Origin of the sequence: Streptomyces sp. NPDC012825 (assembly GCF_042900925.1) — a bacterium.
Lineage (GTDB): Bacteria > Actinomycetota > Actinomycetes > Streptomycetales > Streptomycetaceae > Streptomyces.
In genome coordinates this window covers 87,201-111,178 of the sequence record NZ_JBIBBZ010000007.1, presented here as the reverse complement: position 1 = coordinate 111,178, position 23,978 = coordinate 87,201, and the positions used below count along the sequence as shown (strand labels likewise).

Annotated in this window: 23 protein-coding genes; 11 read left to right on the top strand and 12 right to left on the bottom strand. The window is 74.0% G+C overall.

Features of this window, described 5'->3' with window-relative positions:
- Positions 1–202 precede the first annotated feature (202 nt).
- Positions 203–3,562, top strand: a complete 3,360-nt coding sequence (locus ACFY7E_RS17830) for a S8 family serine peptidase (RefSeq protein WP_389486127.1) — start codon at positions 203–205, stop codon at positions 3,560–3,562.
- 341 nt (positions 3,563–3,903) lie between these two features.
- On the opposite strand, the gene ACFY7E_RS17825 is transcribed toward ACFY7E_RS17830, so the two are convergent.
- Entirely contained in the window at positions 3,904–4,623 is a 720-nt protein-coding gene (locus ACFY7E_RS17825) for a hypothetical protein (RefSeq protein WP_389485845.1), read from the bottom strand.
- A 351-nt stretch (positions 4,624–4,974) separates the two neighbouring features.
- On the opposite strand from ACFY7E_RS17825, the gene ACFY7E_RS17820 reads away from it, so the two are divergent.
- Together ACFY7E_RS17820 and ACFY7E_RS17815 are read left to right on the top strand one after the other, a co-directional pair.
- On the top strand, positions 4,975–8,073 hold the full coding sequence (locus ACFY7E_RS17820) for a glycoside hydrolase family 3 N-terminal domain-containing protein (RefSeq protein WP_389485843.1): 3,099 nt from the start codon (positions 4,975–4,977) through the stop codon (positions 8,071–8,073).
- 137 nt (positions 8,074–8,210) lie between these two features.
- Positions 8,211–8,504 carry a YkvA family protein gene (locus tag ACFY7E_RS17815; RefSeq protein ID WP_389485841.1) on the top strand — a complete coding sequence of 98 codons (294 nt, stop codon included), beginning with the start codon at positions 8,211–8,213 and terminating at the stop codon, positions 8,502–8,504.
- A gap of 61 nt (positions 8,505–8,565) precedes the next feature.
- Here the strand turns inward: ACFY7E_RS17815 and ACFY7E_RS17810 are convergent, their stop codons facing one another.
- From ACFY7E_RS17810 to ACFY7E_RS17785, 6 genes are all read right to left on the bottom strand, one after another.
- A complete protein-coding gene (locus ACFY7E_RS17810; RefSeq protein ID WP_389485839.1) occupies positions 8,566–8,955 on the bottom strand; it encodes a PRC-barrel domain-containing protein in 390 nt (129 codons plus the stop codon).
- Between the two features lie 85 nt (positions 8,956–9,040).
- The gene (locus ACFY7E_RS17805; RefSeq protein ID WP_389485837.1) at positions 9,041–9,475 is read right to left on the bottom strand and encodes a glutaredoxin domain-containing protein; all 435 of its coding nucleotides are present in this window, start codon (positions 9,473–9,475) and stop codon (positions 9,041–9,043) included.
- Between the two features lie 47 nt (positions 9,476–9,522).
- Positions 9,523–10,035 carry a DUF3291 domain-containing protein gene (locus tag ACFY7E_RS17800; protein ID WP_389485835.1) on the bottom strand — a complete coding sequence of 171 codons (513 nt, stop codon included), beginning with the start codon at positions 10,033–10,035 and terminating at the stop codon, positions 9,523–9,525.
- A gap of 32 nt (positions 10,036–10,067) precedes the next feature.
- Positions 10,068–10,757 (bottom strand): helix-turn-helix transcriptional regulator, encoded by a 690-nt coding sequence (locus ACFY7E_RS17795; RefSeq protein WP_389485833.1) that lies wholly within the window; start codon positions 10,755–10,757, stop codon positions 10,068–10,070.
- Positions 10,758–10,848: 91 nt separating this feature from the next.
- Positions 10,849–11,532 (bottom strand): response regulator, encoded by a 684-nt coding sequence (locus ACFY7E_RS17790; RefSeq protein ID WP_389485831.1) that lies wholly within the window; start codon positions 11,530–11,532, stop codon positions 10,849–10,851.
- A 33-nt stretch (positions 11,533–11,565) separates the two neighbouring features.
- A complete protein-coding gene (locus tag ACFY7E_RS17785) occupies positions 11,566–12,795 on the bottom strand; it encodes a sensor histidine kinase (protein ID WP_389485829.1) in 1,230 nt (409 codons plus the stop codon).
- Between the two features lie 575 nt (positions 12,796–13,370).
- On the opposite strand from ACFY7E_RS17785, the gene ACFY7E_RS17780 reads away from it, so the two are divergent.
- Entirely contained in the window at positions 13,371–14,024 is a 654-nt protein-coding gene (locus tag ACFY7E_RS17780; RefSeq protein WP_389485827.1) for a serine/threonine-protein kinase, read from the top strand.
- Positions 14,025–14,873: 849 nt separating this feature from the next.
- Here the strand turns inward: ACFY7E_RS17780 and ACFY7E_RS17775 are convergent.
- Positions 14,874–15,491, bottom strand: coding sequence for a TOPRIM nucleotidyl transferase/hydrolase domain-containing protein (locus tag ACFY7E_RS17775; RefSeq protein ID WP_389485825.1), 618 nt, complete (start codon positions 15,489–15,491; stop codon positions 14,874–14,876).
- Between the two features lie 79 nt (positions 15,492–15,570).
- Complete coding sequence (locus ACFY7E_RS17770) at positions 15,571–16,944, bottom strand: cytochrome P450 (RefSeq protein WP_389485823.1); 1,374 nt, start codon at positions 16,942–16,944, stop codon at positions 15,571–15,573.
- A gap of 141 nt (positions 16,945–17,085) precedes the next feature.
- On the opposite strand from ACFY7E_RS17770, the gene ACFY7E_RS17765 reads away from it, so the two are divergent.
- Positions 17,086–17,580, top strand: coding sequence for a VOC family protein (locus tag ACFY7E_RS17765; RefSeq protein ID WP_389485821.1), 495 nt, complete (start codon positions 17,086–17,088; stop codon positions 17,578–17,580).
- A 191-nt stretch (positions 17,581–17,771) separates the two neighbouring features.
- Positions 17,772–18,671, top strand: a complete 900-nt coding sequence (locus ACFY7E_RS17760; RefSeq protein WP_389485819.1) for an NAD-dependent protein deacetylase — start codon at positions 17,772–17,774, stop codon at positions 18,669–18,671.
- A gap of 75 nt (positions 18,672–18,746) precedes the next feature.
- On the opposite strand, the gene ACFY7E_RS17755 is transcribed toward ACFY7E_RS17760, so the two are convergent.
- From ACFY7E_RS17755 to ACFY7E_RS17745, 3 genes are all read right to left on the bottom strand, one after another.
- Positions 18,747–19,694: a methyltransferase domain-containing protein gene (locus ACFY7E_RS17755; protein ID WP_389485817.1), complete on the bottom strand. Its 948-nt coding sequence runs from the start codon at positions 19,692–19,694 to the stop codon at positions 18,747–18,749.
- Between the two features lie 109 nt (positions 19,695–19,803).
- Positions 19,804–20,400, bottom strand: a complete 597-nt coding sequence (locus ACFY7E_RS17750; RefSeq protein ID WP_389485815.1) for a helix-turn-helix domain-containing protein — start codon at positions 20,398–20,400, stop codon at positions 19,804–19,806.
- 50 nt (positions 20,401–20,450) lie between these two features.
- Entirely contained in the window at positions 20,451–21,122 is a 672-nt protein-coding gene (locus tag ACFY7E_RS17745; protein WP_389485813.1) for a type III effector protein, read from the bottom strand.
- Positions 21,123–21,254: 132 nt separating this feature from the next.
- Here ACFY7E_RS17745 and ACFY7E_RS17740 point away from each other — a divergent pair, with 132 nt between their 5' ends.
- From ACFY7E_RS17740 to ACFY7E_RS17720, 5 genes are all read left to right on the top strand, one after another.
- Complete coding sequence (locus ACFY7E_RS17740) at positions 21,255–21,689, top strand: Hsp20/alpha crystallin family protein (RefSeq protein WP_389485811.1); 435 nt, start codon at positions 21,255–21,257, stop codon at positions 21,687–21,689.
- A gap of 107 nt (positions 21,690–21,796) precedes the next feature.
- Complete coding sequence (locus tag ACFY7E_RS17735) at positions 21,797–22,195, top strand: DUF2267 domain-containing protein (protein ID WP_383436588.1); 399 nt, start codon at positions 21,797–21,799, stop codon at positions 22,193–22,195.
- A 103-nt stretch (positions 22,196–22,298) separates the two neighbouring features.
- Positions 22,299–22,844: a DUF2267 domain-containing protein gene (locus ACFY7E_RS17730; RefSeq protein ID WP_389485809.1), complete on the top strand. Its 546-nt coding sequence runs from the start codon at positions 22,299–22,301 to the stop codon at positions 22,842–22,844.
- Positions 22,845–22,939: 95 nt separating this feature from the next.
- Positions 22,940–23,467: an NUDIX hydrolase family protein gene (locus ACFY7E_RS17725; protein ID WP_125662469.1), complete on the top strand. Its 528-nt coding sequence runs from the start codon at positions 22,940–22,942 to the stop codon at positions 23,465–23,467.
- A gap of 118 nt (positions 23,468–23,585) precedes the next feature.
- Positions 23,586–23,972, top strand: coding sequence for a hypothetical protein (locus ACFY7E_RS17720; protein WP_389485808.1), 387 nt, complete (start codon positions 23,586–23,588; stop codon positions 23,970–23,972).
- Positions 23,973–23,978: the final 6 nt, after the last annotated feature.

Sequence of the window (23,978 nt, the reverse complement as noted above, 5' to 3'; positions counted from 1 at the left end):
GGCCGTCCTCGTCCCATCGAACTCGCCGACCCCAGGACGGCTCGAAACCGTACGGTCCGACTCCCCTTCCCCGCACCGGCGTTGATCACGCCTTTCGCGCCTCACATACTGCGCTGGCCGGTGGCGGGCGCCCTCGCGCCCCCCGACCGGAAACGACCGATCCACTCCCTCCCGAACTCCTGGGGAAGACTTGCGCGCACATGTGAGAAGAGCAGGCGCCTTCACCGTCGCGGCGGCCGCGTCGGTGGCCCTGACGGCAGGCACGACCGGCCCCGCGACGGCGACCGCCGCGCACGCGACGGCCGCACCGGACATCACCCGCGTCGGCGTCGACCAGCGGATCCCGCTCGTCACGGGCGACCGCGTGGTGGTGGACGCCACCGGCCGGATGGTGGGCTTCGAGGCCGCCGAGGGCCGCGAACACATACCCGTACAGATACAGCGCACCGGGGACCACACCCTGGTGGTGCCCGCCGACGCCCAGCGCCTGATCGCCACGGGCAGGCTGGACCAGCGGCTCTTCGACCTCGACGTGCTCACCGACCCCCGACTGCGCGAGAGCCACCGCGACGGGCTCAAGCTGATCGTGCGGTACGAAGGGGGCGCCGCCGCCGCGCGGGCCGAGGTGCGCACGGCCGGCGACACCCGGCTGCGGCGCACGTTCCCGACCATCGGCGCCGACGCGGTCCGCGCCTCGCGGGACGACCTGGCCGAGGTGTGGGAGGCGCTGACCGACCGGCGGAAGGACGGGCTGCGCGCCACCGCCTCCGGCATCGGCAAGGTGTGGCTGGACGGGGTGCGCGGCGCGAGCCTGGACCGCAGCGTCCGGCAGATCGGCGCCGACAGGGCCTGGGAGTCCGGGTACGACGGCAAGGGCGTGAAGATCGCCGTCCTCGACACCGGCGTCGACAGGACCCACGAGGACCTGCGGACGCGGGTCGTGGGCGAGAAGAACTTCTCCGCCTCCCCCGACGCCGTGGACCGCGTCGGGCACGGCACGCACGTCGCGTCGATCGCCGCCGGCACCGGCGCCAAGTCCGGCGGCCTCTACAAGGGCGTCGCCCCCGGCGCCGAGGTGATCAGCGGGAAGGTCCTCGACGACGAGGGCTACGGGGACGACTCCGCCGTCGTCGCGGGCATGGAGTGGGCCGCCGCCGAGGGCGCGGACGTGGTCAACCTCAGCCTCGGCAGCGCCGACAGCCCCGGCGTCGACCCGCTGGAGGAGACGATCGACAGGCTGTCCGCCGAGAAGGGGATCCTGTTCGCCGTCGCGGCGGGCAACGAGGGCGAGGGCGGCGGGTCGACGGTGGCCTCGCCGGGCAGCGCGGACGCCGCGCTGACCGTCGGCGCGGTCGACGAGAACGACCGGCTCGCCCCGTTCTCCAGCACCGGACCGCGCGTCGGCGACGGCGCCGTCAAGCCGGACGTGACCGCGCCCGGCGTCGCCATCACCGCGGCCGCCGCCCCCGGCAGCGCCCTCGACACCCGTCCCGGCGTCCCGCACCCCGCCCCGGGATACCTGCGGATCGACGGCACCTCCATGGCGACCCCGCACGTCGCGGGCGCGGCCGCGATCCTGAAGCAGCGTCACCCCGACTGGAAGTCCGCCGAGCTCAAGGGCGCGCTGGTCGCGTCCGCCGAGGGCGGCGACCTCACGGCCTTCCAGCAGGGTTCGGGCCGCGTCCGGGTCGACCGGGCACTGGCCCAGGGCGTGATCGCCGAACCGGTCTCGCTGAACTTCGGCACGGCACTGTGGCCCCACGCCGACGACCGGCCCCTCACCAGGAAGGTCGTCTACCGCAACCTCGGGACCGACGACGTCACCCTCGACCTGTCGGTGTCCGGTCTGGACCCGGAGGGCGGGCCCGCTCCGGCCGGGTTCTTCGCGCTCGGTTCCCCGAGGGTGACCGTCCCCGCCGGCGGCACGGCCGGGGTCGACCTCGTCGCCGACACCAGGATCGGCGACGTCGACGGCGCCTACTCGGGCTACGTCACCGCCACCGGTGCGGGCCTGTCCGTCCGTACGGCCGCGGTGGCCGTGCGGGAGGCGGAGTCCTACGACCTCACGCTCAGGACCCTCGGCCGCGACGGCGCCGACGCGCGGAACTTCTCCAGCACCCTGATCGGCGTCGGCGGCCCCGCCGCGGGCTTCCAGGCCCGCGTCGACGACGAGCCGGGCGACCGCACGATCCGCGTGCCCAAGGGCTCGTACGCGCTCAGCACGGCCGTCTACCAGGACCCGGCGGACTACACGCGGGGCACCGACTGGATCGCCCGGCCGAAGCTGGACGTCACCGGTGACACCACGGTCGTCGCCGACGCGCGCACCACGAAGCCGGTGACCCTCACCGTGCCGGGCATCGACAGGGCGGACTACGCGGGGACGTACTACGAGCGCGCCACGGACATCGGCCGGGTCGGCAACGGCTGGGTCCTCCGGGGCTTCACCGGCTTCCGCACCGCCCACACGGGTCCGGCCGTCACCGACGGCTCCCTCCTGCAGACCTGGGACGCGCACTTCCTCAAGGGCGACACCGACCAGTACGCGGTGGCCTTCGGCGGCGAGGTCGGCAGGGTCGCGACCGGCTACACCAAGCACGTGAGGGCGAACGAGCTGGCCACGCTGAAGGTCGGCCTCGGCGCCTCCGCCCCCGGGAAGTCCGCCCTCGCCTCCCCGTACGCGCACCTGCCCGGTGCGCCGGAGGGCAACGGGTTCTCCGCACCCCAGCCGACGCCGGGTACGCGCACCTTCCACGTCTCCACCGGCGACGGGGTCTCGTGGCTCACCCGGTTCAACCAGACGGGCGAACTCGACGAATGGGGCCACCCGGCCTTCGAGGGTGCCTACGAGATGGTCCGGCCGAAGCGCTACGAGGCCGGCGGGACGTACCGGGAGACGTTCAACACGGGGGTCTTCGGCCCGCTCCTGGGCGAGGGCATGGGTGTCTTCCGCACCGCTCCCGACCCGGTCACGGGTGAGCAGCGGCTCGCCGGCGCCCTGCCGGTGCTCGCCGACGGCGAGGGACACGCGGGGAGCACCCGGTACGCCTCGGCCACGTCGGTGCTGTACCGCGACGGCGTCGAGGTCGGCCGGAACGACGACCCGCTGAGCGGCTCCCGGCCCTTCACCGTCGAGGCCGCCGACGCCGAGTACCGGCTGACGGTCTCCGTGGAACGCCCGGCGGACGTCGCGGCGGCCTCCACCCGGGTCGACGCCGGTTTCACGTTCCGCTCGAAGCAGGTCGCGGCCACCACCGCCCTGCCGGTGTCGACGGTCCGCTTCGCGCCCCCCGTCGACCTCGCCTCGCGCCTTCCCGCGGGCGTCCCGGTCCTGGTGCCGGTGACCGTGCAGGGCTCGGCGGCCGGCGGGAACCTCAAGGCGCTCGCCGTGTCCGTGAGTCACGACGACGGGAAGACCTGGAAGGCCGTGGAGGTCCGGGGCGGCCGGATCTCCGTGAAGAGCCCGGCGAAGGGCAGCGGCATCGCCCTCTCCGCCGAGGTCACGGACAAGCAGGGCAACACGTCGACCCTGACGATCCACAACGCGTGGTACGGCAAGTGACGCCGCCCGCCTGACCGTTCCGCCCCGGCCCGGTGCCACCGCCTCGGGCGGCGCCGGGCCGGGGTGCGCCCGGGGGTCGTACACGGCGGGGTCCACGTGGGCCGGATCGGGGTGGTCGGCGTCGTACCGGTCGTTGCCGGCCTCAGAACCGGTACTGCTCGTCGGTCGGCCCGCCTTGTGCCGCCGGCTCGTCGGCGAGCACGAAGACGCCGGGGAAGTGCCCCCGCGGATGCCTCACCCCTCCTTGGAACCGGACGGACGAGGTCTGCTCCACGGGCCTCTTCCCTTCGTGCCGTTCGTGCCCGGCCGACGCGGTCCGGGCGCCCTTGCGCATCAGCCCGTCAGAGGGGCGTGACGCAGGAGCCCGGACGGCCGGGCGAGTCGGTCACGTACGCGGGGCGCAGGAGGTAGTCGCCGGGGCCGCAGGACGCCTCGTCCAGCACCCGGTACTCCGCCGACGGGGAGCCGCAGTCCACCTTCCGCAACTGCTGGTCGGGCCAGTCGGCCTCGTTGCGTACGCAATCGCCCACGGACGGCGCGGCGGGTCCCTCGTCGTCCGCGAGCAGGCCCACGAGCACCAGGGCCGGGACCGCCAGGGCGAGCAGGGCGACCGGGGTGAGCAGCAGCATCGCGGGAGCCCGGCGCAGGACTCGCCTGCCGGGGTCGAGCGGCGGTCGCACGGCGCCGTACGGCTCGGGGAGGCGGCGCAGGGCGGCCCGGGCGCCGAAGACGTTCGCCAGGATCACGAAGGGCGTGACGAAGAGGGAGAAGAGGCCCCACCAGCCGGTCAGCAGGGTGCCGGAGGTCATCTGCCGGTAGACGGCGAGGCCGCACGTGCGGCAGAGGACTCCGCGCCGCGTGATCGTGCGCATGATGACGATCATGCCCTGGTGGGCGCGGACGGTCACGGCGGTCGCGGGCTGCGCCCCGCAGACCTCGCAGCCGGGCGCCGACGGGTACGCGGGCGCGTACGGGTACGGGGGCGGGTACTGCTGGGGATGCGGGTGCGGGTACTGCTGCGGATGGTGCGGTGGGTGCGATTGCGCATGCGGAAACGTCATAGTGCGGTTCCCCCTTCGTCGTCGAACCAGCACCCTAACCGGCGTCCCACCCTCCTCCTGCTGGGGCTCTTCCCCTTGAAGGGACAGCTCGTCAAGCCCCTTCTACCGTTCAGAGTTTGAACGCACATAGGTCGCACGGAGGCCCCTCCAGGGGAGCCGTGCCGGTTTCAGTCGTTGTCCGTGTTGACTCTTGACGACCTGACGGGCTGACGGTTGACTCGCCCGCACCGCTCTGAGAGCGCTCCCAGAGCGGTCCCGGCAGCGATGTCGTCCCTTGACACGGGGGCTCCCCGGTCGCGGACCGTGTTCGTGAAGTGATCGAAGGATCCCGCCCGTACTGAAGGAGCCGCAATGCCACGCACCAGACACCAGAGCCGCTTCGGGAACCGCGTCCGGGGCAGAACCGCGACGGCGGTGGTCGCCGCCGTCGCCGTGCTCGGCGGGCTGCTCGCCGGGGCGCTGCCGAGCGCGGCCGCCGCCGACGAACCCGCGCCGGTGGCCGTCGACCGGTTCGAGGGGGAGGTCCCCTTCGGCAATCCGCCGGCGGAGGGCATCTTCACCTGGGGCAGCGACGCCGACGACCACCCGGCGCTGCGGATCGCCGAGCGCGCCGACGCCCCCGAGGGCTCCAGGGTCCTGGAGGGCACGTTCGACATCAGCGGCTGGGGCGGCTTCACCCACGACTTCGCCTTCGACGAGCCGGCCCACGACTGGACCGCGTTCAAGGGCATCCGCTTCTGGTGGTACGGCCAGAACACCGCTCCCCTGCCGCCCGGTTCGGGCAAGCGGATCAACTTCGAGCTCAAGGACGGCGGCGCCGACGGCGAGGCGTCCGAGCTGTGGACCACGTCCTTCACCGACGACTGGGAGGGCTGGCACCTCGTCGAGATCCCGTTCTCCGAGTTCCGGTACCGGGCCGACTACCAGCCCGTCGGCGGCATCGACCAGGTCCTCGGGCTCAACGAGATGTGGGGCTACGCGCTGACCCTGCCGCCCGGCTCGCCCGGCTCGTTCGCCCTCGACGGGGTGGAGCTGTACGGCAAGGCGGAGCCCGCGCTGAACACCAGGGTGATCACCGACGCCGCCGTGTACCCGGTGGCCGAGGGCGGCAGCGCGCGGGTGAAGGTGACGGTGGCCACCACCGGTTCGGGTCCCCTGGGCGAGCCCGTCACCGTCGCGTACACCACCGGGGAGGGGACCGCCGGGGCCGGGAAGGACTACGCGCCGGTCAGCGGCACCCTGACCTTCCCGGCGGGCACCCCGTCCGGGACCTCGCAGACCGTCACCGTGGCGACGAGGAAGGACGGTTCGGCCGAGGAGGCCGAGACGATCCCGCTCGCCCTGGACGTGACCGGCGCCAAGGCGCCCGCCGAGGTCCCGCAGGTCGTCGTGGACGCGCACGGGCTCCCGTACCTCGACAAGCGGCTGCCGGTGAAGAAGCGGGTCAAGGACCTCCTCGGGCGGATGACCCTGGAGGAGAAGGTCGGGCAGATGACGCAGGCCGAGCGCAACGCGCTGCGGTCGCAGGGCGACATCGCCTCCTACCGGCTCGGCTCGCTGCTCTCCGGCGGCGGCTCGGTGCCGACGCCCAACACGCCCGGGGCCTGGGCGAAGATGATCGACGCCTACCAGCTCAGGGCACGGGCCACCCGCTTCCAGATCCCGCTGATCTACGGCGTGGACGCGGTGCACGGGCACAACAACGTCATCGGCGCGACGATCATGCCGCACAACATCGGCATCGGCGCGGGGCGCGACCCGAAGGTCGCCGAGCGGACCGGGGCGGTCACCGCCAAGGAGGTCCGGGCCACCGGCATCCCGTGGGACTTCGCTCCCTGCGTGTGCGTCACCCGGGACGAGCGCTGGGGCCGTTCGTACGAGGCGTTCGGCGAGGACCCGGCCCTGGTGAAGGCCATGGAGACGGTCATCGACGGCATGCAGGGCGCGCGCGACGGCACGGACCTGGACCGCAACGACAAGGTGCTCACCAGCGCCAAGCACTTCGTCGGCGACGGCGGTACGGATTTCGGGTCGTCGGCGACGGGTTCGTACACGATCGACCAGGGCGTCACCAGGGTGACCCGGGAGGAACTGGAGGCGGTGCACCTGGCGCCGTTCGCCGAGGCGGTCAGGCGCGGTGCGGGCACGGTCATGCCCTCGTACTCCTCGCTCGACATCGTCGGTGACGACAAGGGCCCGGTGAAGATGCACGCCAACGCCGAGATGATCAACGGCGTCCTCAAGGACCGCATGGGCTTCGAGGGCTTCGTGATCAGCGACTGGCAGGCGATCGACCAGATCCCGGGCGACTACGCGAGCGACGTGCGGACCTCGGTCAACGCCGGCCTCGACATGATCATGGTGCCGACCAACTACCAGGACTTCACCCGGATCCTGGCGGAGGAGGTCACGGCCGGGCGGGTCGCCCGGGCGCGCGTGGACGACGCGGTCGCGCGGATCCTGACCCAGAAGTTCCGGCTCGGCCTGTTCGAGAAGCCGTACGCCGACACCACCCACCTCGACGCGGTCGGCTCGGCCGCGCACCGCGCCGTGGCGCGGGAGGCGGTCGCCAAGTCGCAGGTGCTCCTGAAGAACGACGGCGGCGTGCTGCCGCTGAAGAAGTCGCAGAAGGTGTACGTCGCCGGCTCCAACGCCGACGACCTGGGCAACCAGGCCGGTGGCTGGACCATCAGCTGGCAGGGTTCGTCCGGCCGGAACACGGCCGGCACCACGATCCTCGAAGGCATGCGCGAGGCGGCCCCGGACACGACGATCGACTACTCGAAGGACGCCTCGGCCGCGACCGGGGGGTACGACGTCGGGGTCGTGGTGGTCGGCGAGACGCCGTACGCCGAGGGCATCGGCGACGTGGGCAACGGCCACGACCTGGAGCTGACGGCGGCCGACAAGGCGGCGGTGGACAAGGTGTGCGCGGCGATGCCGTGCGCGGTCCTGGTCGTCTCCGGGCGGCCGCAGCTGATCGGGGACCGGCTCGGGGCGATCGACACCCTGGTGGCGTCCTGGCTGCCCGGCACCGAGGGCGACGGCGTGGCGGACGTGCTCTACGGGACGCGGCCGTTCACCGGCCAGCTCCCGGTCACCTGGCCGAAGTCGGAGGCGCAGCTGCCGATCAACGTCGGTGACGCCTCGTACGACCCGCAGTTCCCGTTCGGCTGGGGGCTGACGACCCGGCCGGTGCCGCAGGCCGGGGGCGAGCTGACGCTCAAGGCGATCGGGGTCGCGGCCAAGGTGCTCCAGGCGGCCGGACGCGGCACGTCGCCGGAGGGCCGCGAGCTGCTGTCCCGGGCGCGGGACGTCGTCCAGAAGAGGATCGGCCAGGACGTCACCCCGGCGACGGCCGCGCCGTTCGCGGAGGCGGACCGGCTGCTGCTCTCGGGTGATCTGACGGGCGCGGTCGCGCGGCTGACGACGGCGTACCGGGCGGCCTGAGCCGGTGCGCGGGAGGCCCCTTCCCGGGTGCGGGAGGGGGCCCTTCCCATGGGTTCCGCGCCCGGCCGCTCCCCCTCCCCGGCCGACGGCGGGGCGTACCACCCGTGTGGTGCGGGGACGCGGGGTAGGAGAGCGTCATGGACAGCTCCCTCTGGATCGTGGTGGCCTTGGTCCTCGCCCTCGTGGTGGCGGGATACGCGGCCGTTCTGCTCGTACGTGTCTTCCGGGCCCGCAGGCTGCTGCTCGACGCCGGCGTCCCGTTGCAGTCCAAGGCCCTGTTCTGGACGGCGGTGGTGTACACGGTGTCGCCGGTCGACCTGATCCCGGACCCGGTCTACCTGGACGACGTCGGCGTCCTCCTGCTGGCCCTGCGGGCGCTGCACTCGGCGGCCGCCAGGAGCAGGGCGGGCCGCGAGGAACTCAAGGGCTGACGCGACGAGGCGGTCCCCCGCGATCTTCTGCGGGGGACCGCCTCGTCGTGTACGACCGGGGTCAGAAGGCGCTCGGCCCGTCCTTGAGCGGTCCGCCTCCGAACGGTCCGCCCGTCCGGTAGTACGTGGCGATCTCCTCCCGGTACTGCCGGTCGGCGAGGTGCTTGTCGGAGTGGAACTCCGGCGCGTCCTTGATCTGCTCCTTGGTCAGGTCGAGGTGCACCGCCTCTCCCTCCAGGTCGATCCGGGTGACCGCGCTCGCCGGGATCAGCACCTCCTTGCCGAAGATCCACACCCCGGTGTCGACGACCAGGTAGGAGTCACCGACCTCGTCGGAGTGCTTGTCGACCTTGCCGATGTGCCCGTCGGTCGCCTCGACCCTCCATCCGCTCAGGTCGGTGCCCACCAGGTGACCGAACGCCTGCCCGTAACTCCACACGTTCTCCGCCATGTTGCTCACTCCTCCGTTCTCGGACGTCTCCTCAGGGGGACCGCCTGCCCCGAGGGCCGGACCTCACACCCCCGCGGACGCCGGGTCACGCGGGAGGGGGGAGCTGCGACCGCACCCACGCGGGCTCGGGGTTGACGTGCGGCCGGCCCGCGACGAAGACGGTCGGCACGGTCTCGTCGCCGTCGTTGACGGCCCGCACCACGGCCGCGCCGGCGGGGTCGCGCCAGATGTCGACCCAGAGCAGACGGTCGGCGTCGCGGCCCAGTCGGGCGCGCAGCCGCAGGCAGTACTTGCAGCCCGGCCGCCAGAAGACGATCGGCCGGCCGTCGGCCGCGCCGAGGCGTCGTGCCTCCTCCGCACCGGTCACCCGGGGGAAGACCAGGGGCGAGTGCGCGACGGCGACGAGCGCGAGCACCAGCAGGATCACCGCGGCTTCGCCGGGGTTCTCGCGGAAGGTCAGGCCGGCGACGGCGATACCGCAGAGCAGGAACAGCGTCGGAAGTGCCCAGGCTCGCGTCATGGTGACGCAGGCTACCGGAGGCTCTCGGCGGTTCGCCGACAGTGTCGTCAGCGGTTCGCCGTCGGTGTCGTCGACGGCGCCTCCCCGGCGTGCCGGACGGCTTCGTCGGCGGCGTGGAAGGAGGCGAAGGTGAAGGCGCGGGGGGACGGCCCGTGCGCGCGCAGGGCCGCCAGGCGTTCCAGGGCCTCACCGGCGGTCGGACGATGGCCGGCGGTGACCCACCAGAGCACCAGGTGCGCTTCGACGTGCCGTTGGAACCATTCGCGACGCCGCCGCATCGCCTCCAGGTGCCCGCTGCGGTAGGCGAAGTCCCACAAGGCCTCCCGGGTCTCCCACACGGACAGGTTGACGATGACGTCCTCACCCGCCGGGCGCAGGCCGGTGGCGTCGGCCGCCCCCTCCTCCACGAGCCGCCACACGAAGCCGGGCGCGTCGTCGGCGGCGGCGTTGACCGGGTCGAGCAGATCGACGAAAGGCTTCACGCGCGGGTCGTCGAGGGGGTGGAGGAGCGTGGCGACGTTGAGCTGGGCGAGGTGCAGGGCGTGCGGGGAGGCGGTCATGACCTCATCTCAGCACGGCCCGCTTTTCTATGTCAATGATCATTATTTTTAGAAGCTTCAACCACCACGCAGCACTCCCCCGGTCTGGCGTCCATGCGGGCACGCACGGGACCGTCGGCGCCGAGCAGCCCCTCGAGGAGGGCGAGGTTCATGCCGCAGACGAGCGGCGGGAAGCGTTCCGCGACGGCGTGGAAGGGGCAGTTGCGCATGCGGACGACGAGCTCGCCCGCACCGGTCTCCCCTCCGTCGCCCCCGGCGGCCTCCAGACGGGGTTCGTAGCCGCGGGCGGCCAGCACCTCCACGGCCTCCTCAAGACCTCCGCAGGGTGCCGCCGGGTCGCGCAGGGCCTCGCCCCGGCGGCGCGCGGCCGCGCGGATTCCGGCGTCGAGGCCGGCCTGTTCGGCGGCCTCGGCGAGGAGTTCGGCGGCGGTGCGGTAGTCGCGGGCGGGCAGCGACACCGACCGCTCGGTCCGCGTCCGCGTGTACACCTTCGCGGGGCGTCCCGCCCCGGGCCCCGAGCGTCCCGTGAGGCGGCGGCTGCCGCTCTCCAGGAGCCCCGCCTCGGTCAGCCGGTCCAGGTGGTGCGCGGCGAGCGTGCGCGCCACCCCGGTCGCCTCGGCGGCCTCGTTGCGGCCGACCTCGCGGCCCTGGGCCGCCACGTACTCGTACAGGCGGCGGCGTACCGGATCCTGCAGCGCCGCGATCGCATCGATGTCCTCCACGCGCCCATTCTATGAACAACATGATTGGGAGATAGAAAAGCGGACCCCGTCCCGTACCGGGCCGCCCCGGGTCGCGTCCGATCGCTCCGGGTCAGAGGCCCGGGACGACGAGGCCGCTCTCGTAGGCGAGGACGACCGCCTGCGCGCGGCTGGCCAGGCCGAGCTTGCCCATGGCGCGGTTGAGATGGGTCTTGACGGTGGCCTCGCTGATGTGGAGGTCCCCGGCGATCTGCCGGTTCGACAGGCCCCTGCCGGTCAGTTGGAGCACCTCGCGCTCCCGGCCGGTCAGCGCGTCGAGCGCGGGGGTCCCGGCCCGGACGGTCTCCTCGGCGGGGGCGACGCGGTGGGCGAACGCCTCGACGAGGCGTCTGGTGACGCTCGGGGCGAAGAGGTGGTCGCCGCCCGCCACGGCGGCCACGGCCGCCAGGAGCCGTTCGGGTCCCGAGTCCTTGAGCAGGAAGCCGGAGGCGCCGACGCGCAGTGCCCCGTACACGTACTCGTCGAGGTCGAAGGTGGTGAGGATCAGGACGCGGGGCGCCGGGTCGGGCGCCTCGGCGAGGATGCGGGCGGTGGCGTCGATCCCGTTGCCGCCGGGCATGCGGACGTCCATGAGGATGACGTCGGGGCGGAGTCGCGCCGCGAGGGCCACGGCCTCCTCGCCGTCCACGGCCTCTCCGACCACCTCCGTGCCCGGGGCGGCCTTCAGGAGCCCGACCAGGCCCGCGCGGATGAGGAACTGGTCGTCGACGACCAGGACCCTGATCACCTGGTTCATCCGAGGGGTGGTTCTCCTGTCGGGCGGGCGGGGTCAGCCCTCCCGGACCGCCGGCGGGAGCCTGTCGTCCGGGTCGGGGCCACCGCGACGGCCGGGAGCGGGCAGTGCGCCGGCCCGTGCCGTGAGGGGCAGGGCCAGTCGCACGGCGAAACCGCCGCCGTCGTCGCGCGGGCCGATGTCGATCCGCCCGCCGTACAGCTTGGCCCGCTCGCGCATGCCGATCAAGCCGTGGCCGGTTCCCGCGGGCATGTGGGCCGGAATCGACCGCCCGCCCTCGTTGGTGACGTCCACCTCCAGGTGGTGCGGTCCGTAGCGGACGACGACCTCGGTCGCGGCTCCCGGCGCGTGCTTGAGGACGTTGGTGAGCGACTCCTGGACGACGCGGTAGGCGCAGAGGTCGGCGCCGGGGCCGATCGGCCGGGGGACGCCCAGGACGCTCAGCGCGACGGGCGTCCCTCCGGCCCCGACTCGCGCCACGAGTTCGTCGAGCCGGGCCAGGCCGGGCATCGGGCGGTCCGGCGCGCGCGGGTCGGTGCCCTCGCGCAACAGCGTGAGCATGCGGCGGAGTTCGTCGAGCGCCTCGGCGCCCGTGTCGGCGATGGTGTCCAGGGCGGTGCGCGCGGTGGCCGGATCGCTGTCGAAGACGAACCGCGCGAGGCCCGACTGCACGGAGATCACCGCCATGTGGTGGGCGACCACGTCGTGCAGTTCCCGGGCGATCCTGCCGCGCTCGTACGCGACCTCCCGCAGGGCCCGTTCCTCCTGTTCGGCGGTGAGCGCGCGGGTGAGTTCGGTGGCCCTGCGGGAGAGCGCGCCGAACCACCAGAGCACCGCCGGGAAGACCACCGCCTGGCCCGCGGCGGCCGCCAGCGAGCCGTGGTGCCCGCCGTTCACCTCGTCGAGCAGGCCGGCGCCGAGCCAGGCCAGGCCGGTGACCGCCGCGCCGGGGACCGAGATCCGGGCGGGGCGGTGCGAGGCGAGGGTGAAGGTCGCCAGGAGCGTCGCCAGGGAGTTGACCACGGGCCAGTACCCCAGGGCCGCGTAGACCGCGAAGCCGCCCTGCGCGAGGACGAACACGGCGACGGGGAAGCGCGTCCGGACCACCGCGGGCAGGTTGACCACGACGACGAGCGCGTAGGCCACCGGGTCGAGGACCGGCCAGCGCTGGGCGGCGGCGTCCTGCCCGAGCAGCAGGGCCAGCCCCGTCATCGCGACGCCTATGAGCGCGTTGACGAGGGGGCCTCGGAGGGGACGGAGCTTCATCGCCGCAGCCTAGGGGGTGCAGACCCGACGGCACACCGGGGTGGTCGTACGGTCCGGGAGCCGTACGGACCGCGGGCCGCGCGCCGTGCGGGCCTGGGCGCCGTGCGGGCCTTCCGGCGCCGGCGCCCGGTCGCGGGGCGCGTGTACCGCGTGCGTTGCAGGCGCCCGGCCCCTGTCGCACCGGGTGGAGGCGCGAATCGTTCCGGGACGGGACGAGCGCCCGCCGGCGGGCGACTGTGGTCGGGGTACGGCGAGCGGCCGGCGGAACTTGCCCGTTTCCGGGGCGAGTTCGAGGGTTCCGCGTCACGCGGGGCACGGGACGGGGAGGGCGAGAGGGAAGTGACGACGAGCGGGGGAACCGGGGACGAGCCCACCAGCTACGGGCTGCGGCCGCCGGTGCCGCCTCCCCGGGCCGGTGTCGCGGCCCCGCGTCCGGCGGATTCCGCGAGTCCGGGGGAACGGCACGAGAGACCGGCGGAGGGCGCCCGCCCGGTGCGGCCTCTCCCCCGGAGACCGGCGCCGGCCGGCTGCTGGGCGGTCGCTACCGGCTGCTCGAACGCCTGGGCGCGGGCGGCATGGGGACGGTGTGGCGGGCCCGGGACGAGGTCGTGGACCGTGACGTGGCCGTCAAGGAGCCCCGCGTCCCCGAGCACTTCTCCGCCGCCGAGCGCCGCACCGCCCACGAGCGCATGCGCCGCGAGGCACGGGCGGCGGCCCGGATCGACCACCCCTCCGTGGTCACCCTCCACGACGTCGTCGTGGAGGACGGCCGGCCGTGGATCGTGAGGGAGCTCCTGCGGGGCAGGTCCCTGGCCGAGATCCTCGACGAGGGCACCCTGGACCCCCGTGAGGCGGCGCGGATCGGGCGGGCCGTCCTGGACGCGCTCCACGCGGCTCACGAGGCCGGCGTGCTGCACCGGGACGTCAAGCCCGGCAACGTGATGGTCCGCCGTCACGGCCGGGTCGTCCTGACCGACTCCGGCGTCGCCCAGGTCGAGGGCGGGCAGAAGCTCACCGAGACCGGGAGCTTCATCGGCTCCCCCGAGTACCTCGCCCCCGAGCGCGTCCTGGGGCGGCGGCCGGGCCCGGAGTCCGACCTGTGGTCCCTCGGGGTCACGCCCTACCAGGCGGTCGAGGGCGTCTCGCCCTTCCGCCGGCAGACCACCCCCTCCACCCTGCAGGCGATCCTCCTCGCGGAACTGCCCCGCCCCGGCGCGCGCGGAAGATGACGGCGCTGATCACCGGCCTGCTGCGCAAGGAGCCCGAGAGCCGCCTCACCGTCCAGGCCGCGCGGCCCCTCCTGAGCGCCCTCGCCGCTCCCCCGGCCCGGCCCGCGCCGGTGCGCACGCCCACCGTGGTGGTGGACGGCGCGCCGAGCGGACCGCCCGCCCCGCCGCCGGTACGGCCGCTCTGGGGCCGTTACGGCGTCGGGGCCGTCGCCGTGGTCGTCCTGGCCCTGGTCGTCACCCTGGTGCTCCGGTTCACGGGCGACGGGCCGCCGGAGGGCTGGAAGAGGTACGACGAGTACCGGATGCGGTTGTCCGTCCCGGCCCCGGCCGACCGGGCGATCGCCGTCCAGGACGATCCGGGCAGCGACGACGGGGCCTATCGCGGCACCCGTTACGCCGCGCCCAAGGGCGACGTGTGGCTGTTCGTCGACCGGACGGAGAAGGCCACCGAGACGCCCCGGGCGATCGCGGAGCGGTGGAAGAGCGAGCACGAGTCGGCCGCTCCGCCGGTGGGCGGCACCCCCGGCGTCGCCACCGTCGGGTCCACCACCCACCGGGGCCGTGACGCGGCGATCCTCACCGAGTCCTACAGCCGGCAGGAGGACGATGTCACGCGGCGGCTGTACCGGACCCTCATCGTCGTCACCTCCCGGCAGGAGCGCGTGACCCTGGCGGTGGACGTGCCCGACGGGAGGGGCGCGGCGGAGACCGCCGGGGACCTGCTGGAGAAGGCCCGCTCCACCTTCGAGATCCGGAACCCCCAGGGCCCGTCCGACCCTGATCCGCCGAACAGGCCTCAGGAGTTCTCGCGCGTTGTGCGCGGTGGGCCGCCGCGTCGTCGCGCGGCGGTCACAGGCTCGTCAGGAGGGCGTCGAGGGGGCCCGGCACCCGCCCGGTGTCGAGGGCCTCCGTCAGGAGGCGGCCGTAGCGGATCTTGCGGCCCTTCTTCGTGCCGAGGAAGCGCCGCAGCTGCCGCTGCCGGGGCCGGCCGTGCTGCGCGGGCTGGTTCAGGAAGGTCCGCCAGGCGCGCAGGTCGCCCTCCGCCCGGATGGTCTCCTCGACCGCTTCCGGGCCCAGCGCGCGGACGAGTTCGTCCTCCAGGTCCGCCACGCAGACGAAGAAGCCCCCGGCCGGCGCCCCGGCCCGCTCCAGGCCCCGGTCGTAGAAGCCGCGCTCGTTCTCGTCGCACAGTCCCGTCAGCCGCAGGCCCAGGCCGGGCGGGCCGAGCAGGGCGGCGTAGCGGGCGATGTTCGTCGCCCCGCCCATCGGGACCACGCACACGCCTTCCGCGGCGAGGTCCCGGCCGTGCCGCGCGGCCAGTGCCCCGACGGCCGCGGAGTCGCTCGGTCCTTCCAGGAGCACCGCCGTCCGCGGTCCCAGGGCCGCGGCGAGTTCCCTCGCCGCGGCCCCGGAGCCGCCGGCCGCCCAGCGGCCGATCTCGTCCTGGAGTTCCCTCATGTCCGCCATGGCGCGAGTCTGCACCCCCGGCCGCCGGTGCGGCACCGAATTGTTCCGGGGCCGGCGGCCGGGACCGGCCCCGCCGTGGTCACGCCTCCCTGGGGATCAGGCGGCAGCGGGCCGGGCCCGCGGCCTGGAGGGTGATCGCGGAGGTGAGGGGCACCTCGGTGTCGACGGCCTCGAACCCGTACCGCTGGAGGATCATCGCCAGGGCGATCACCGACTCCAGCATCGAGAAGTGCTGGCCGATGCAGGCACGCGGGCCGCCGCCGAAGGGGAACCAGGCGTACCGGGGGCGGGCGGCCTCCGCCTCGGGCGTGAAGCGGTCGGGGTCGAAGCGCTCGGCGTCCTCCCAGTAGTCCGGGTGGCGGTGGGTGACCCAGGGGGCCACCACGACGTCCGCGCCCGCCGGGATGGCGACGCCTCCGATCTCGGTGGCGGCGACCGCGCGGCGGCCGACGACCGGGGCGGCCGGGAAGAGGCGCATGGCCTCCTTGAGGACCTGGGTGACGTAGGGCAGCGCGTCGAGGTCGGCGGCGCCGGGGGTGCGGCCGGCGAGGACCCGGTCGACCTCCTCCCGCGCCCGCTTCTGCGCCTCCGGGTGGAGGCCGAGCAGGTGGAGGGCGAAGCCCAGGGAGGTGGCGGTGGTCTCGTGCCCGGCGAGCAGGAACACGAGGACCTGTTCGCGCAGTTCGGTGGCGTCGAAGCTGCCGTCCTCGGCGCTCTCGGCCCCGACGAGGAGGGTGAGGAGGTCGTCGCCCCCGTCCGGAGCCCGGCCGGAGGTCCGGCGCTCGGCGATGATGCGGTCGCAGACCTCGTACAGCGCCCGGTGGACGGCGGCGGCCCTGCGGTTGCCGGGAGTGGGCCAGCCGCGGGGGACGTTGAGGGGGGAGTAGCCGCGGCGCAGGACGTAGGCGCCGAGTTCGGGGAAGCTGCGTTCGACGATCTCCACGGCCGCGTCGACATCCGTGCCGAAGAGGATGCGGGCGACGGCGCGCAGGGCGAGCCGGGCCGTCTCCTGGAGGACGTCGACGGATTCGGCGCCGCCGTCCCGCCACTCCCCGGTGAGGGTGGTGACCTCGGCGGCGACGGCCGCGGCGTAGCCGTCGACGCGGCGGCGGGTGAAGAGGGGCTGGACGAGCCGGCGCTGGCGGAGGTAGTCCTCGTCCTGGCTGGTGAGGAGGCCGTTGCCGAAGGACTCGCGGACCTCCTGGTAGAAGGCGTTGTCCTTGCGGAAGTTGGCCGACTCGCCGGCGAGGACCTGCTGGGCGCCCTCGGCGGAGAAGACGCCGTAGACGGTGGCGCGGACGCCGGGCGGGCCCGCGGTGATCCGGACGACGTCCCCGTGCTCGCGCCGGGCGCGCAGGAAGGTCGCCAGGGAGTCCTTCTTCAGGTCGGACATGGAGCCGAGCAGCGGGTGTCCCGCGAGTTCGGGCGCTTCGGTACCGGCGGTGATGGCCATGGACGGTTCCCCTCGATCGTCGCCTGCCGGTGATTCTCCCCCAGGAAGTGACTCGCGGGTAGGGACGGCCGAACAGCAGGCCGTATCTGGCCTGTTGGCGTGAAAAGGTCGTCTGTCAGTGGTGTCTGGAAAGCTCGTGCCATGGATCGAACCGCACCCACGGAGGGCCCCGGGCGCCCCGGGATGACCCTGCAACTGACCATCGACTGCGCGGACCCGCAGCGCCTCGTGCCCTTCTGGCTGGAGGCCCTGCGGTACGTCCCCGACCCGCCGCCCGCCGGCCACGCCACCTGGCGGGCGTACTGGGAGGCCGTCGGCGTTCCCGAGGAGGAGCTGGACGGGGACGCCGGGGAGCTTCCCGAGTCCATCGTGGATCCGGGCGGCACGGGTCCCCGGGTCTGGTTCCAGCGCGTCCCCGAGCCGAAGACCGTCAAGAACCGCGTCCACCTCGACCTCAAGGTCGGTGGCGGCCGCGAGGTCCCGCTCGCCCTGCGCCGCGAGCGGGTGGACGGCGAGGCGACCCGGCTGACGGCGATCGGCGCGACCGTGCTGTACACGATGGACCGGCCGAACGGCATGGACCACTACGCGGTGGTCCTCCAGGATCCGGAGGGCAACGAGTTCTGCCTCGTCTGACCGGCAGGGCCGGAGGGATCCGCGGGGTCACGGTCGGGACGGAGGATCTTCGGCGTCACGGCCGGGATGTGGGGTCTCCGGCGTCACGGTCGGCCGCCACCGCCGGCTCCGTCCGGGCCCTCCACGGCGGTTCTCGGCCGAACGGCTCCAGGCGGGGGCGGGCGGCGGTGCCCGTTCCGTACTCTGGCGGCATGCGCATGCGTCCCACTCTGAGCTGGACCCCCGCCGAGGACCTGCCGCCGGGCACCACAGACCCGTCGCCGGTCGTCGACGTGCTGGGTGCCGGTGGCGTGCTGGTGCTCAGCGGGGCGGGCCTCTCCACGGAGTCGGGCATTCCCGACTACCGGGGCGAGGGCGGGAGCCTGAGCCGGCACACCCCGATGACCTACCAGGAATTCACCGCGAGCGCCTCGGCCCGGCGCCGCTACTGGGCGCGCAGCCACCTCGGCCGGCGCACCTTCCACCGCGCCCGCCCCAACGCCGGGCACCGGTCCGTGGCCGCCTTCGGGCGGTACGGCCTCCTCTCGGGCGTGATCACCCAGAACGTCGACGGTCTGCACCAGGCCGCCGGCAGCGAGGACGTCGTGGAGCTCCACGGAAGCCTGGACCGGGTCGTCTGCCTCTCCTGCGGCGTCTTCAGCCCGCGCCACGACCTCGCCCGGCGGCTGGAGGAGGCCAACCCGGGTTTCGATCCGGTGGCGGCAGGGATCAATCCGGACGGTGACGCCGACCTCGACGACGAGCAGGTCGGCGACTTCCGCGTGGTGCCCTGCGCGGTCTGCGGCGGCGTCCTCAAGCCGGACGTGGTGTTCTTCGGCGAAACCGTCCCGCCGTCGCGGGTCGCGCACTGCCGCGAGCTGGTCCGTGAGGCGACCTCCCTGCTGGTCCTGGGCTCCTCGCTGACGGTGATGTCCGGGCTCCGGTTCGTCCGCCAGGCGGCCGAGGCCGGGAAGCCGGTACTGATCGTGAACCGCGATCAGACGCGGGGCGACCGGCACGCCGTCACCCGTGTCGCGCTCCCCCTGGGAGCGACCCTCACCGCCGTGGCCGGCCGCCTGGGCGTCCCCGTCGACGACGGGGACGGGGGCTGAGGGGCGGCGCGTACGGGCACGGGGCCGGAGCCCGGATGGGGCGGCCGCGCCGCGAGCCGACGGCCGCGCGGCGGATCAGCCCTCGCGGCGGGCGGCCCAGACGGTCCGCTCGGTGCGTACGCCGAGGTCCGTGCGCCGCAGGATGCTGTGGGGCCCGTCGGTGTCGAGCAGCCGGTCGAGCGCGGCGAGGTCCTCGGGCGGGAGCACCTCGGCGACGCCGCGCCGGATGCGTCGCAGGCCGCCGAGGGCGTACGCGCCGATCCTGTCGTCGCGGGAGGCCTCGATGTCCACGGTGATCGTGCGTTCGCCGTCGAGGGTGAAACCGGCGCCGGTGAGCATCGGCCCCCAGTCGGCGCCGCGGTGCGGCACGTGCTCGGTGTGGAAGCGTTCGCCCGCGGTGTGACAGCGCTCCTCCAGGCCGGGCCGGTCCTCCGGGCCGGGCCGGTCCTCCGGGGCGTTCTCGGGCAGGAAGCGGGGGAAGCCGGCCAGCTCGACCACCGCGAACAGGCCGCCGGGGGCGAGGAGTCCGTGGACCTCGCGCAGGGCGTGGTCGGGGTGGCGCATGTGGTGCATCGAGGCCGAGGCCCACACCAGGTCCGGGGTGCCGAGGTCGGGCCAGTCGGTGAGGTCGAGGTCGGCCTGCACGGTGCGCACGCGCCCCTCCACACCCCTGGCGCACGCCTTCTCCCTCAGCCGCTGGAGGTGTGCGGCCGAGGAGTCGACGGCGGTGACGCGGGCCTCGGGGAAGCGGTCGAGGAGGGCGAAGGTGCCCGCTCCCGTGCCGCATCCCAGGTCGACGATCGCGCGGGGAGCCGTTCGGGCGGGCAGCCAGGAGACGAGGGCGGCGATGTGCTCGGCGAGGACTTCCGCGTCCAGGTCGAGGATCTCCGCCTGATCGTCCGCGCCCTGGGGGTGGCTGTGGGAGGCGTCGTGGGCGTGGGTGTGGCCGTGGGAAGCGTCGTGGGCGTGCGGGTGGTGGTGGGAGGCGCCGTGGCCGGAAGAGGGGAGGTGTGCGTGGGTCATGGCTCCACGCTAGGGCGGCCATGCTCCTGAGGCACGGCTTCATTCGGTTTACGCAAGAAGGTCGCCTCCTGCGCTGCCCGAGGCGCAAGATACGGCCCCCTGCGCGGCCTCACCGGCCGGTCGACGCCTGGGGGTCGCGGTCCCCGTCGTCGCGCTGGTGGCCGCGGCGGGCGTCGCGGTCGAAGATGCCCAGGACCTCACAGGGCCCCCCTTCCGCGCCGATCGCGTGCGGCATCATCGTGGGGAACTCCGCGGCCTGGTTGGTCTCGATGCGGAAGCTGCGGTTCCCCAGCATGAGGGTCGCGGTGCCGGACAGGACGACGAGCCACTCCCGCCCCGGATGCGCGCGCATGCGGGAGGGGCTGTCCGGCGGCGGGTCGGTCATCCGCTGGCGTATGACGGTCACACCCGGCTCGCCCTTGATCGGCCAGCGCATCTGCCCGCGCGCGCCGTCGATCACCGGGCTGATGACGACGTCGTCGGCGGCGGTCTCCACGAGCTGGTCGAGCGTGGTGTCCAGGGCGCGGGCGAGGACGACCAGCTGATCGAGGGCCAGACGTCGCCGGCCGTTCTCGATGCGGCTGAGGGAGGACTGGCTGAGGCGGGCACGGGTGGCCAGCTCCTCCAGGGACCAGCCCTGCGCCAACCGCAGGGCGCGGATCCGCTTGCGTACCAGACCGTCCAGATCCTCGTCCTCTTGCCTCATGGGCAACAGCGTATGCGTTCCCCGCACAGGCCGACCGGGGCTCTTCCCGGTCACGGCCGCGGGGTGCCGGAGCGGCGTCGACCGCTCTCCTCCCGGAGGGTCGCGGTGCGGTGGGTGAGGGTGTCGACGCGCTCGGCCAGGTCCGGGTGGAGGGGGGCGAGGTGGCGGTGGGTGCGGGCGAGGGGCTCCAGGAGGAGGGCCGGGTCGTCGTCCGCGAGGGCCGCGCCGAGGTCGTGCCGGAGGGCGGCGGGAAGGACGGAGAGGGCGGTGATCTGACCGGCGAGGCGGCGCAGGTCCGCCGCGTTGCCCCGGGCCCAGGTGGTGACGGTGCGGTCGGCCGCGCGGCGGTCGCGGGTGGCCTGGACGCGCTGCTCGCCGGTGGCGCCGGGAGTGCCGGGGCGCACCCGCAGATAGCGGCGCTCGGCCGCCTGCCGGCTGGTGACCCCGAGGGGGTGGGCGAGCTCGGCCCAGCTGGCGCCCGCGTCGCGCGCGGCCTCGATGAGGCCGGGCTCCCAGCCCGCGAGCTGCTCGCGCAGTCCACGCAGGAGCAGGAGCGCGGCGAGCGCCTCCTCGGAGGAGGTCCCCGAAGGAGTGCCCCGTCCGTCCGGGGCGCCCGCCGCGTCCGGCGTGCCCGTCGAGCGGGCGCTCCGCACGGTTTCGTCCATCGCGGCCAGGGCCGTGAGAGCCGCGTGGAAGGTGACGGGAAGGTCGGCTCCTGTCATGGGACCACATCCTCTCCGCTTGTCGTCTTTCCGTTGACGATGGAGTTGTCGTCCATCCGTTGACATGTTACAACGGTGTCAGGTGAAGCGCATTGGCAGTCACTGCCTGATCCCACTTGGAGGTGTTTCGCGATGTTGATGCGCACCGACCCGTTCCGCGAGCTCGACCGCCTCACGCAGCAGATGCTGGGCACGACCGGTACGTGGTCCCGTCCCTCCGCCGTCCCGATGGACGCCTATCGCGAGGGCGACGCTTATGTGATCGTCATGGACCTGCCCGGCGTGTCGACGGACGCGATCGACATCGACGTCGAGCGGAACATGCTGACGGTCAAGGCCGAGCGACGGCCCGTCCCCAGGGCCGACGACGTCCAGATGGAGCTGTCCGAGCGGCCCCTCGGCGTCTTCTCCCGGCAGCTGGTGCTGGCCGACACCCTCGACACCGAGAAGATCACGGCCGACTACGAGGCCGGCGTCCTCACCCTGCGGATCCCGATCGCCGAGCGCGCGAAGCCCCGGAAGATCGCCATCGGCCGCGGCGACGGCCGCAAGCAGATCGGCGGCTGAACCGCCGCGAGGCGGGAGCGGGGGACGGAAGCCCGCCTCCCCTCCCCCGCTCCCCCTCGCCCCCGCCCCCCGTCACTCCGCCTCCCCACCCGAAGGAAGGGGCCGTGATGAGACCGCGATGGCACACGTTCCTCGACCACGTCCGGGAACGCGGTGACTACGACACACCCCAGGAGGCCGAACGGGCCGCCCGCGTCGTCCTGGCACTGCTCGGCGCCCATCTGGTCGGCGACGTGCGGGCCGTGCTCGCCGCCCGCCTCCCCGAGACCTTCGCCCTCGTCCTGCTCAACCCCCTCCAGGCCGCCGAACCGCTCTCGCCGGAACGCTTCGTGCGCGCGACGGCCGCCTGGATCGAGGGAGCCACCGAGCGGACCGCGGCGTGGGACGTCGGCGCCGTCCTCAGCGTCGTCGCCGACGCCGCCGGAGAGGAACTCACAGGCCGGATGCTCCTCCAGCTCCCGCCCGGCTACGACCTCCTCTTCGGGCGGCCACACCTCTCCCGGTGAAGTCCGGCCCGCCCGGTTCCCGGTGGGCCCGCCCCGTCCCGTCGAGACCCATCCGCTCCGCCCGGCCCCGCCGGGCCCGAAGAGAACGGCGATCCACACGATCATGACCCTCAGGACCGAGACGACGACCCCCGTGTCCCCCGCGACCCCCGCGGCCCGGCCCGCGCCGGCACCCGGCGGGGTGTCCTACACCGACCTGCTCGAACGGGTCCGCTACGAAGGCGCCTACCCCACCCGCGAGCGGGCCGAGGAGTCCGTACGCGCCGTGCTGGCGGCCCTGGGACGGCAGCTCGTCGGTGACGAGCGGGTCGAGCTCGCCGCCCGCCTCCCCGTCGAGGCGGCCCTGACCTTCACCGCCCAGGTGCCCGTCACCACCCCCCTCACCGGCTGGGAGTTCGTCAAGGACCTGGCCCGGCGCACCGGCGGCAGCCCCGCCACCACCCGCTGGGACGTCGGCGCCGTCCTCGCCCCCGTCGCCCGGCTGGCCGGTCCCGAGCTCGTCGACCGCGTCGTGGACCAGCTCCCCTCCGGCTACGCCCTCCTCTTCGGCAAGGCCGAACTCCGCCCGTCCCGGAGCGCGACCCGCACGACCCGCACGGCCCGTGCACCCCGTACGGCCCGGCCCTTCGCGGACCGGGGAGCCGCCTAGGGATTCGCCGAAAACGTCACTCGAACGAGGGGTGTAGGCCTCCCGCCCCGTTCCGCTGAAGCCGGGCGGGTAAGTATGATCAAGCGATGTCTGATATGACCGAGACCACGCCCGGCTGGCTGTCCACGGACGACCTGGAGATGACCAGGGCCCACATGCCCATCCTGTACGTCGAGGCCGTGCCCGTGCGCGTGGACGACAGCGGCGAAGTCACCAGCGTCGGGCTGCTCCTGCGCATAGGCGCGGACGGAACGATCAGCCGCACCCTCGTGTCCGGCCGCGTCATGCACCACGAGCGGGTCCGCGACGCGCTGCTGCGCCACCTGGAGAAGGACCTCGGCCCGGTGGCCCTCCCCCGGGTGCCCGCCTCCCTGCAGCCCTTCACCGTCGCCGAGTACTTCCCCACGGCGGGCATCACCCCGTACCACGACCCCCGTCAGCACGCGGTGTCCCTCGCCTACATCGTGCCGGTGACCGGCGACTGCCGTCCCCGTCAGGACGCTCTCGACCTCGTCTGGTTCAGCCCGCAGGAAGCGGCCTCCCCGGCCGTGCAGGGCGAGATGCCGGGCGGTCGCGGAGTACTGCTCAAGCAGGCCCTCGCGCACGTCGGACACACCTACTGAGGCCGTCCGCCCGCGGCCGCGGAGCGGTGGTCGCGGCGGGACGGCATCCGGGCCGAACCGGGGCGGGGCGCCGCGTGGCACCGCCCCGGTGACCGTCCCGCGCGCTTACGGTGCCCCCATGACGACAGAACCGGAAGGGGACCGGGCCGGATCCGCCGACGTCCGCGCGGCCCGGGCGGCCATCGAGGCCCATCTGAGCCGTACGGACCCCGGCGGGAAGACCACCGACAACGCCCGGAAGGGCGAGGACGGGGCCCCGGGCGACCTCCGCATCGACGACGCCACGGCGGAGCGCATCGCCCGCGAGGCCTGGGACGCGGTCCTCGCGGCCACGCCTCCCCCGCCCGATCCCGGCACCGATCCGGCCCCCGCGCGGGGCGCCCGGGAACCCGCCGAGGTCACCGAGCTCCGCGGGCGGGCGATCGCCGTCGCCCGCGGCCTGCACCGGCTCGGCTACCACCTCGACGAGACGCTGCTGCCCGGCCCCGACATGGCCGCCGGCTAGCGCGGA

Coding starts and splice junctions, on each gene's coding strand:
- ACFY7E_RS17825 (WP_389485845.1), bottom strand. CDS start 4,623: ATGACGTTTCCGCATGCGCAATCGCACCCACCGCACCATCCGCAGCAG.
- ACFY7E_RS17720 (WP_389485808.1), top strand. CDS start 23,586: ATGACGACAGAACCGGAAGGGGACCGGGCCGGATCCGCCGACGTCCGC.
- ACFY7E_RS17790 (WP_389485831.1), bottom strand. CDS start 11,532: ATGAACCAGGTGATCAGGGTCCTGGTCGTCGACGACCAGTTCCTCATC.
- ACFY7E_RS17730 (WP_389485809.1), top strand. CDS start 22,299: ATGACCCTCAGGACCGAGACGACGACCCCCGTGTCCCCCGCGACCCCC.
- ACFY7E_RS17745 (WP_389485813.1), bottom strand. CDS start 21,122: ATGACAGGAGCCGACCTTCCCGTCACCTTCCACGCGGCTCTCACGGCC.
- ACFY7E_RS17755 (WP_389485817.1), bottom strand. CDS start 19,694: ATGACCCACGCACACCTCCCCTCTTCCGGCCACGGCGCCTCCCACCAC.
- ACFY7E_RS17770 (WP_389485823.1), bottom strand. CDS start 16,944: ATGGCCATCACCGCCGGTACCGAAGCGCCCGAACTCGCGGGACACCCG.
- ACFY7E_RS17750 (WP_389485815.1), bottom strand. CDS start 20,400: ATGAGGCAAGAGGACGAGGATCTGGACGGTCTGGTACGCAAGCGGATC.
- ACFY7E_RS17785 (WP_389485829.1), bottom strand. CDS start 12,795: ATGAAGCTCCGTCCCCTCCGAGGCCCCCTCGTCAACGCGCTCATAGGC.
- ACFY7E_RS17775 (WP_389485825.1), bottom strand. CDS start 15,491: ATGGCGGACATGAGGGAACTCCAGGACGAGATCGGCCGCTGGGCGGCC.
- ACFY7E_RS17820 (WP_389485843.1), top strand. CDS start 4,975: ATGCCACGCACCAGACACCAGAGCCGCTTCGGGAACCGCGTCCGGGGC.
- ACFY7E_RS17765 (WP_389485821.1), top strand. CDS start 17,086: ATGGATCGAACCGCACCCACGGAGGGCCCCGGGCGCCCCGGGATGACC.
- ACFY7E_RS17740 (WP_389485811.1), top strand. CDS start 21,255: ATGTTGATGCGCACCGACCCGTTCCGCGAGCTCGACCGCCTCACGCAG.
- ACFY7E_RS17805 (WP_389485837.1), bottom strand. CDS start 9,475: ATGACGCGAGCCTGGGCACTTCCGACGCTGTTCCTGCTCTGCGGTATC.
- ACFY7E_RS17725 (WP_125662469.1), top strand. CDS start 22,940: ATGACCGAGACCACGCCCGGCTGGCTGTCCACGGACGACCTGGAGATG.
- ACFY7E_RS17800 (WP_389485835.1), bottom strand. CDS start 10,035: ATGACCGCCTCCCCGCACGCCCTGCACCTCGCCCAGCTCAACGTCGCC.
- ACFY7E_RS17815 (WP_389485841.1), top strand. CDS start 8,211: ATGGACAGCTCCCTCTGGATCGTGGTGGCCTTGGTCCTCGCCCTCGTG.
- ACFY7E_RS17760 (WP_389485819.1), top strand. CDS start 17,772: ATGCGCATGCGTCCCACTCTGAGCTGGACCCCCGCCGAGGACCTGCCG.
- ACFY7E_RS17735 (WP_383436588.1), top strand. CDS start 21,797: ATGAGACCGCGATGGCACACGTTCCTCGACCACGTCCGGGAACGCGGT.
- ACFY7E_RS17780 (WP_389485827.1), top strand. CDS start 13,371: ATGGGGACGGTGTGGCGGGCCCGGGACGAGGTCGTGGACCGTGACGTG.
- ACFY7E_RS17810 (WP_389485839.1), bottom strand. CDS start 8,955: ATGGCGGAGAACGTGTGGAGTTACGGGCAGGCGTTCGGTCACCTGGTG.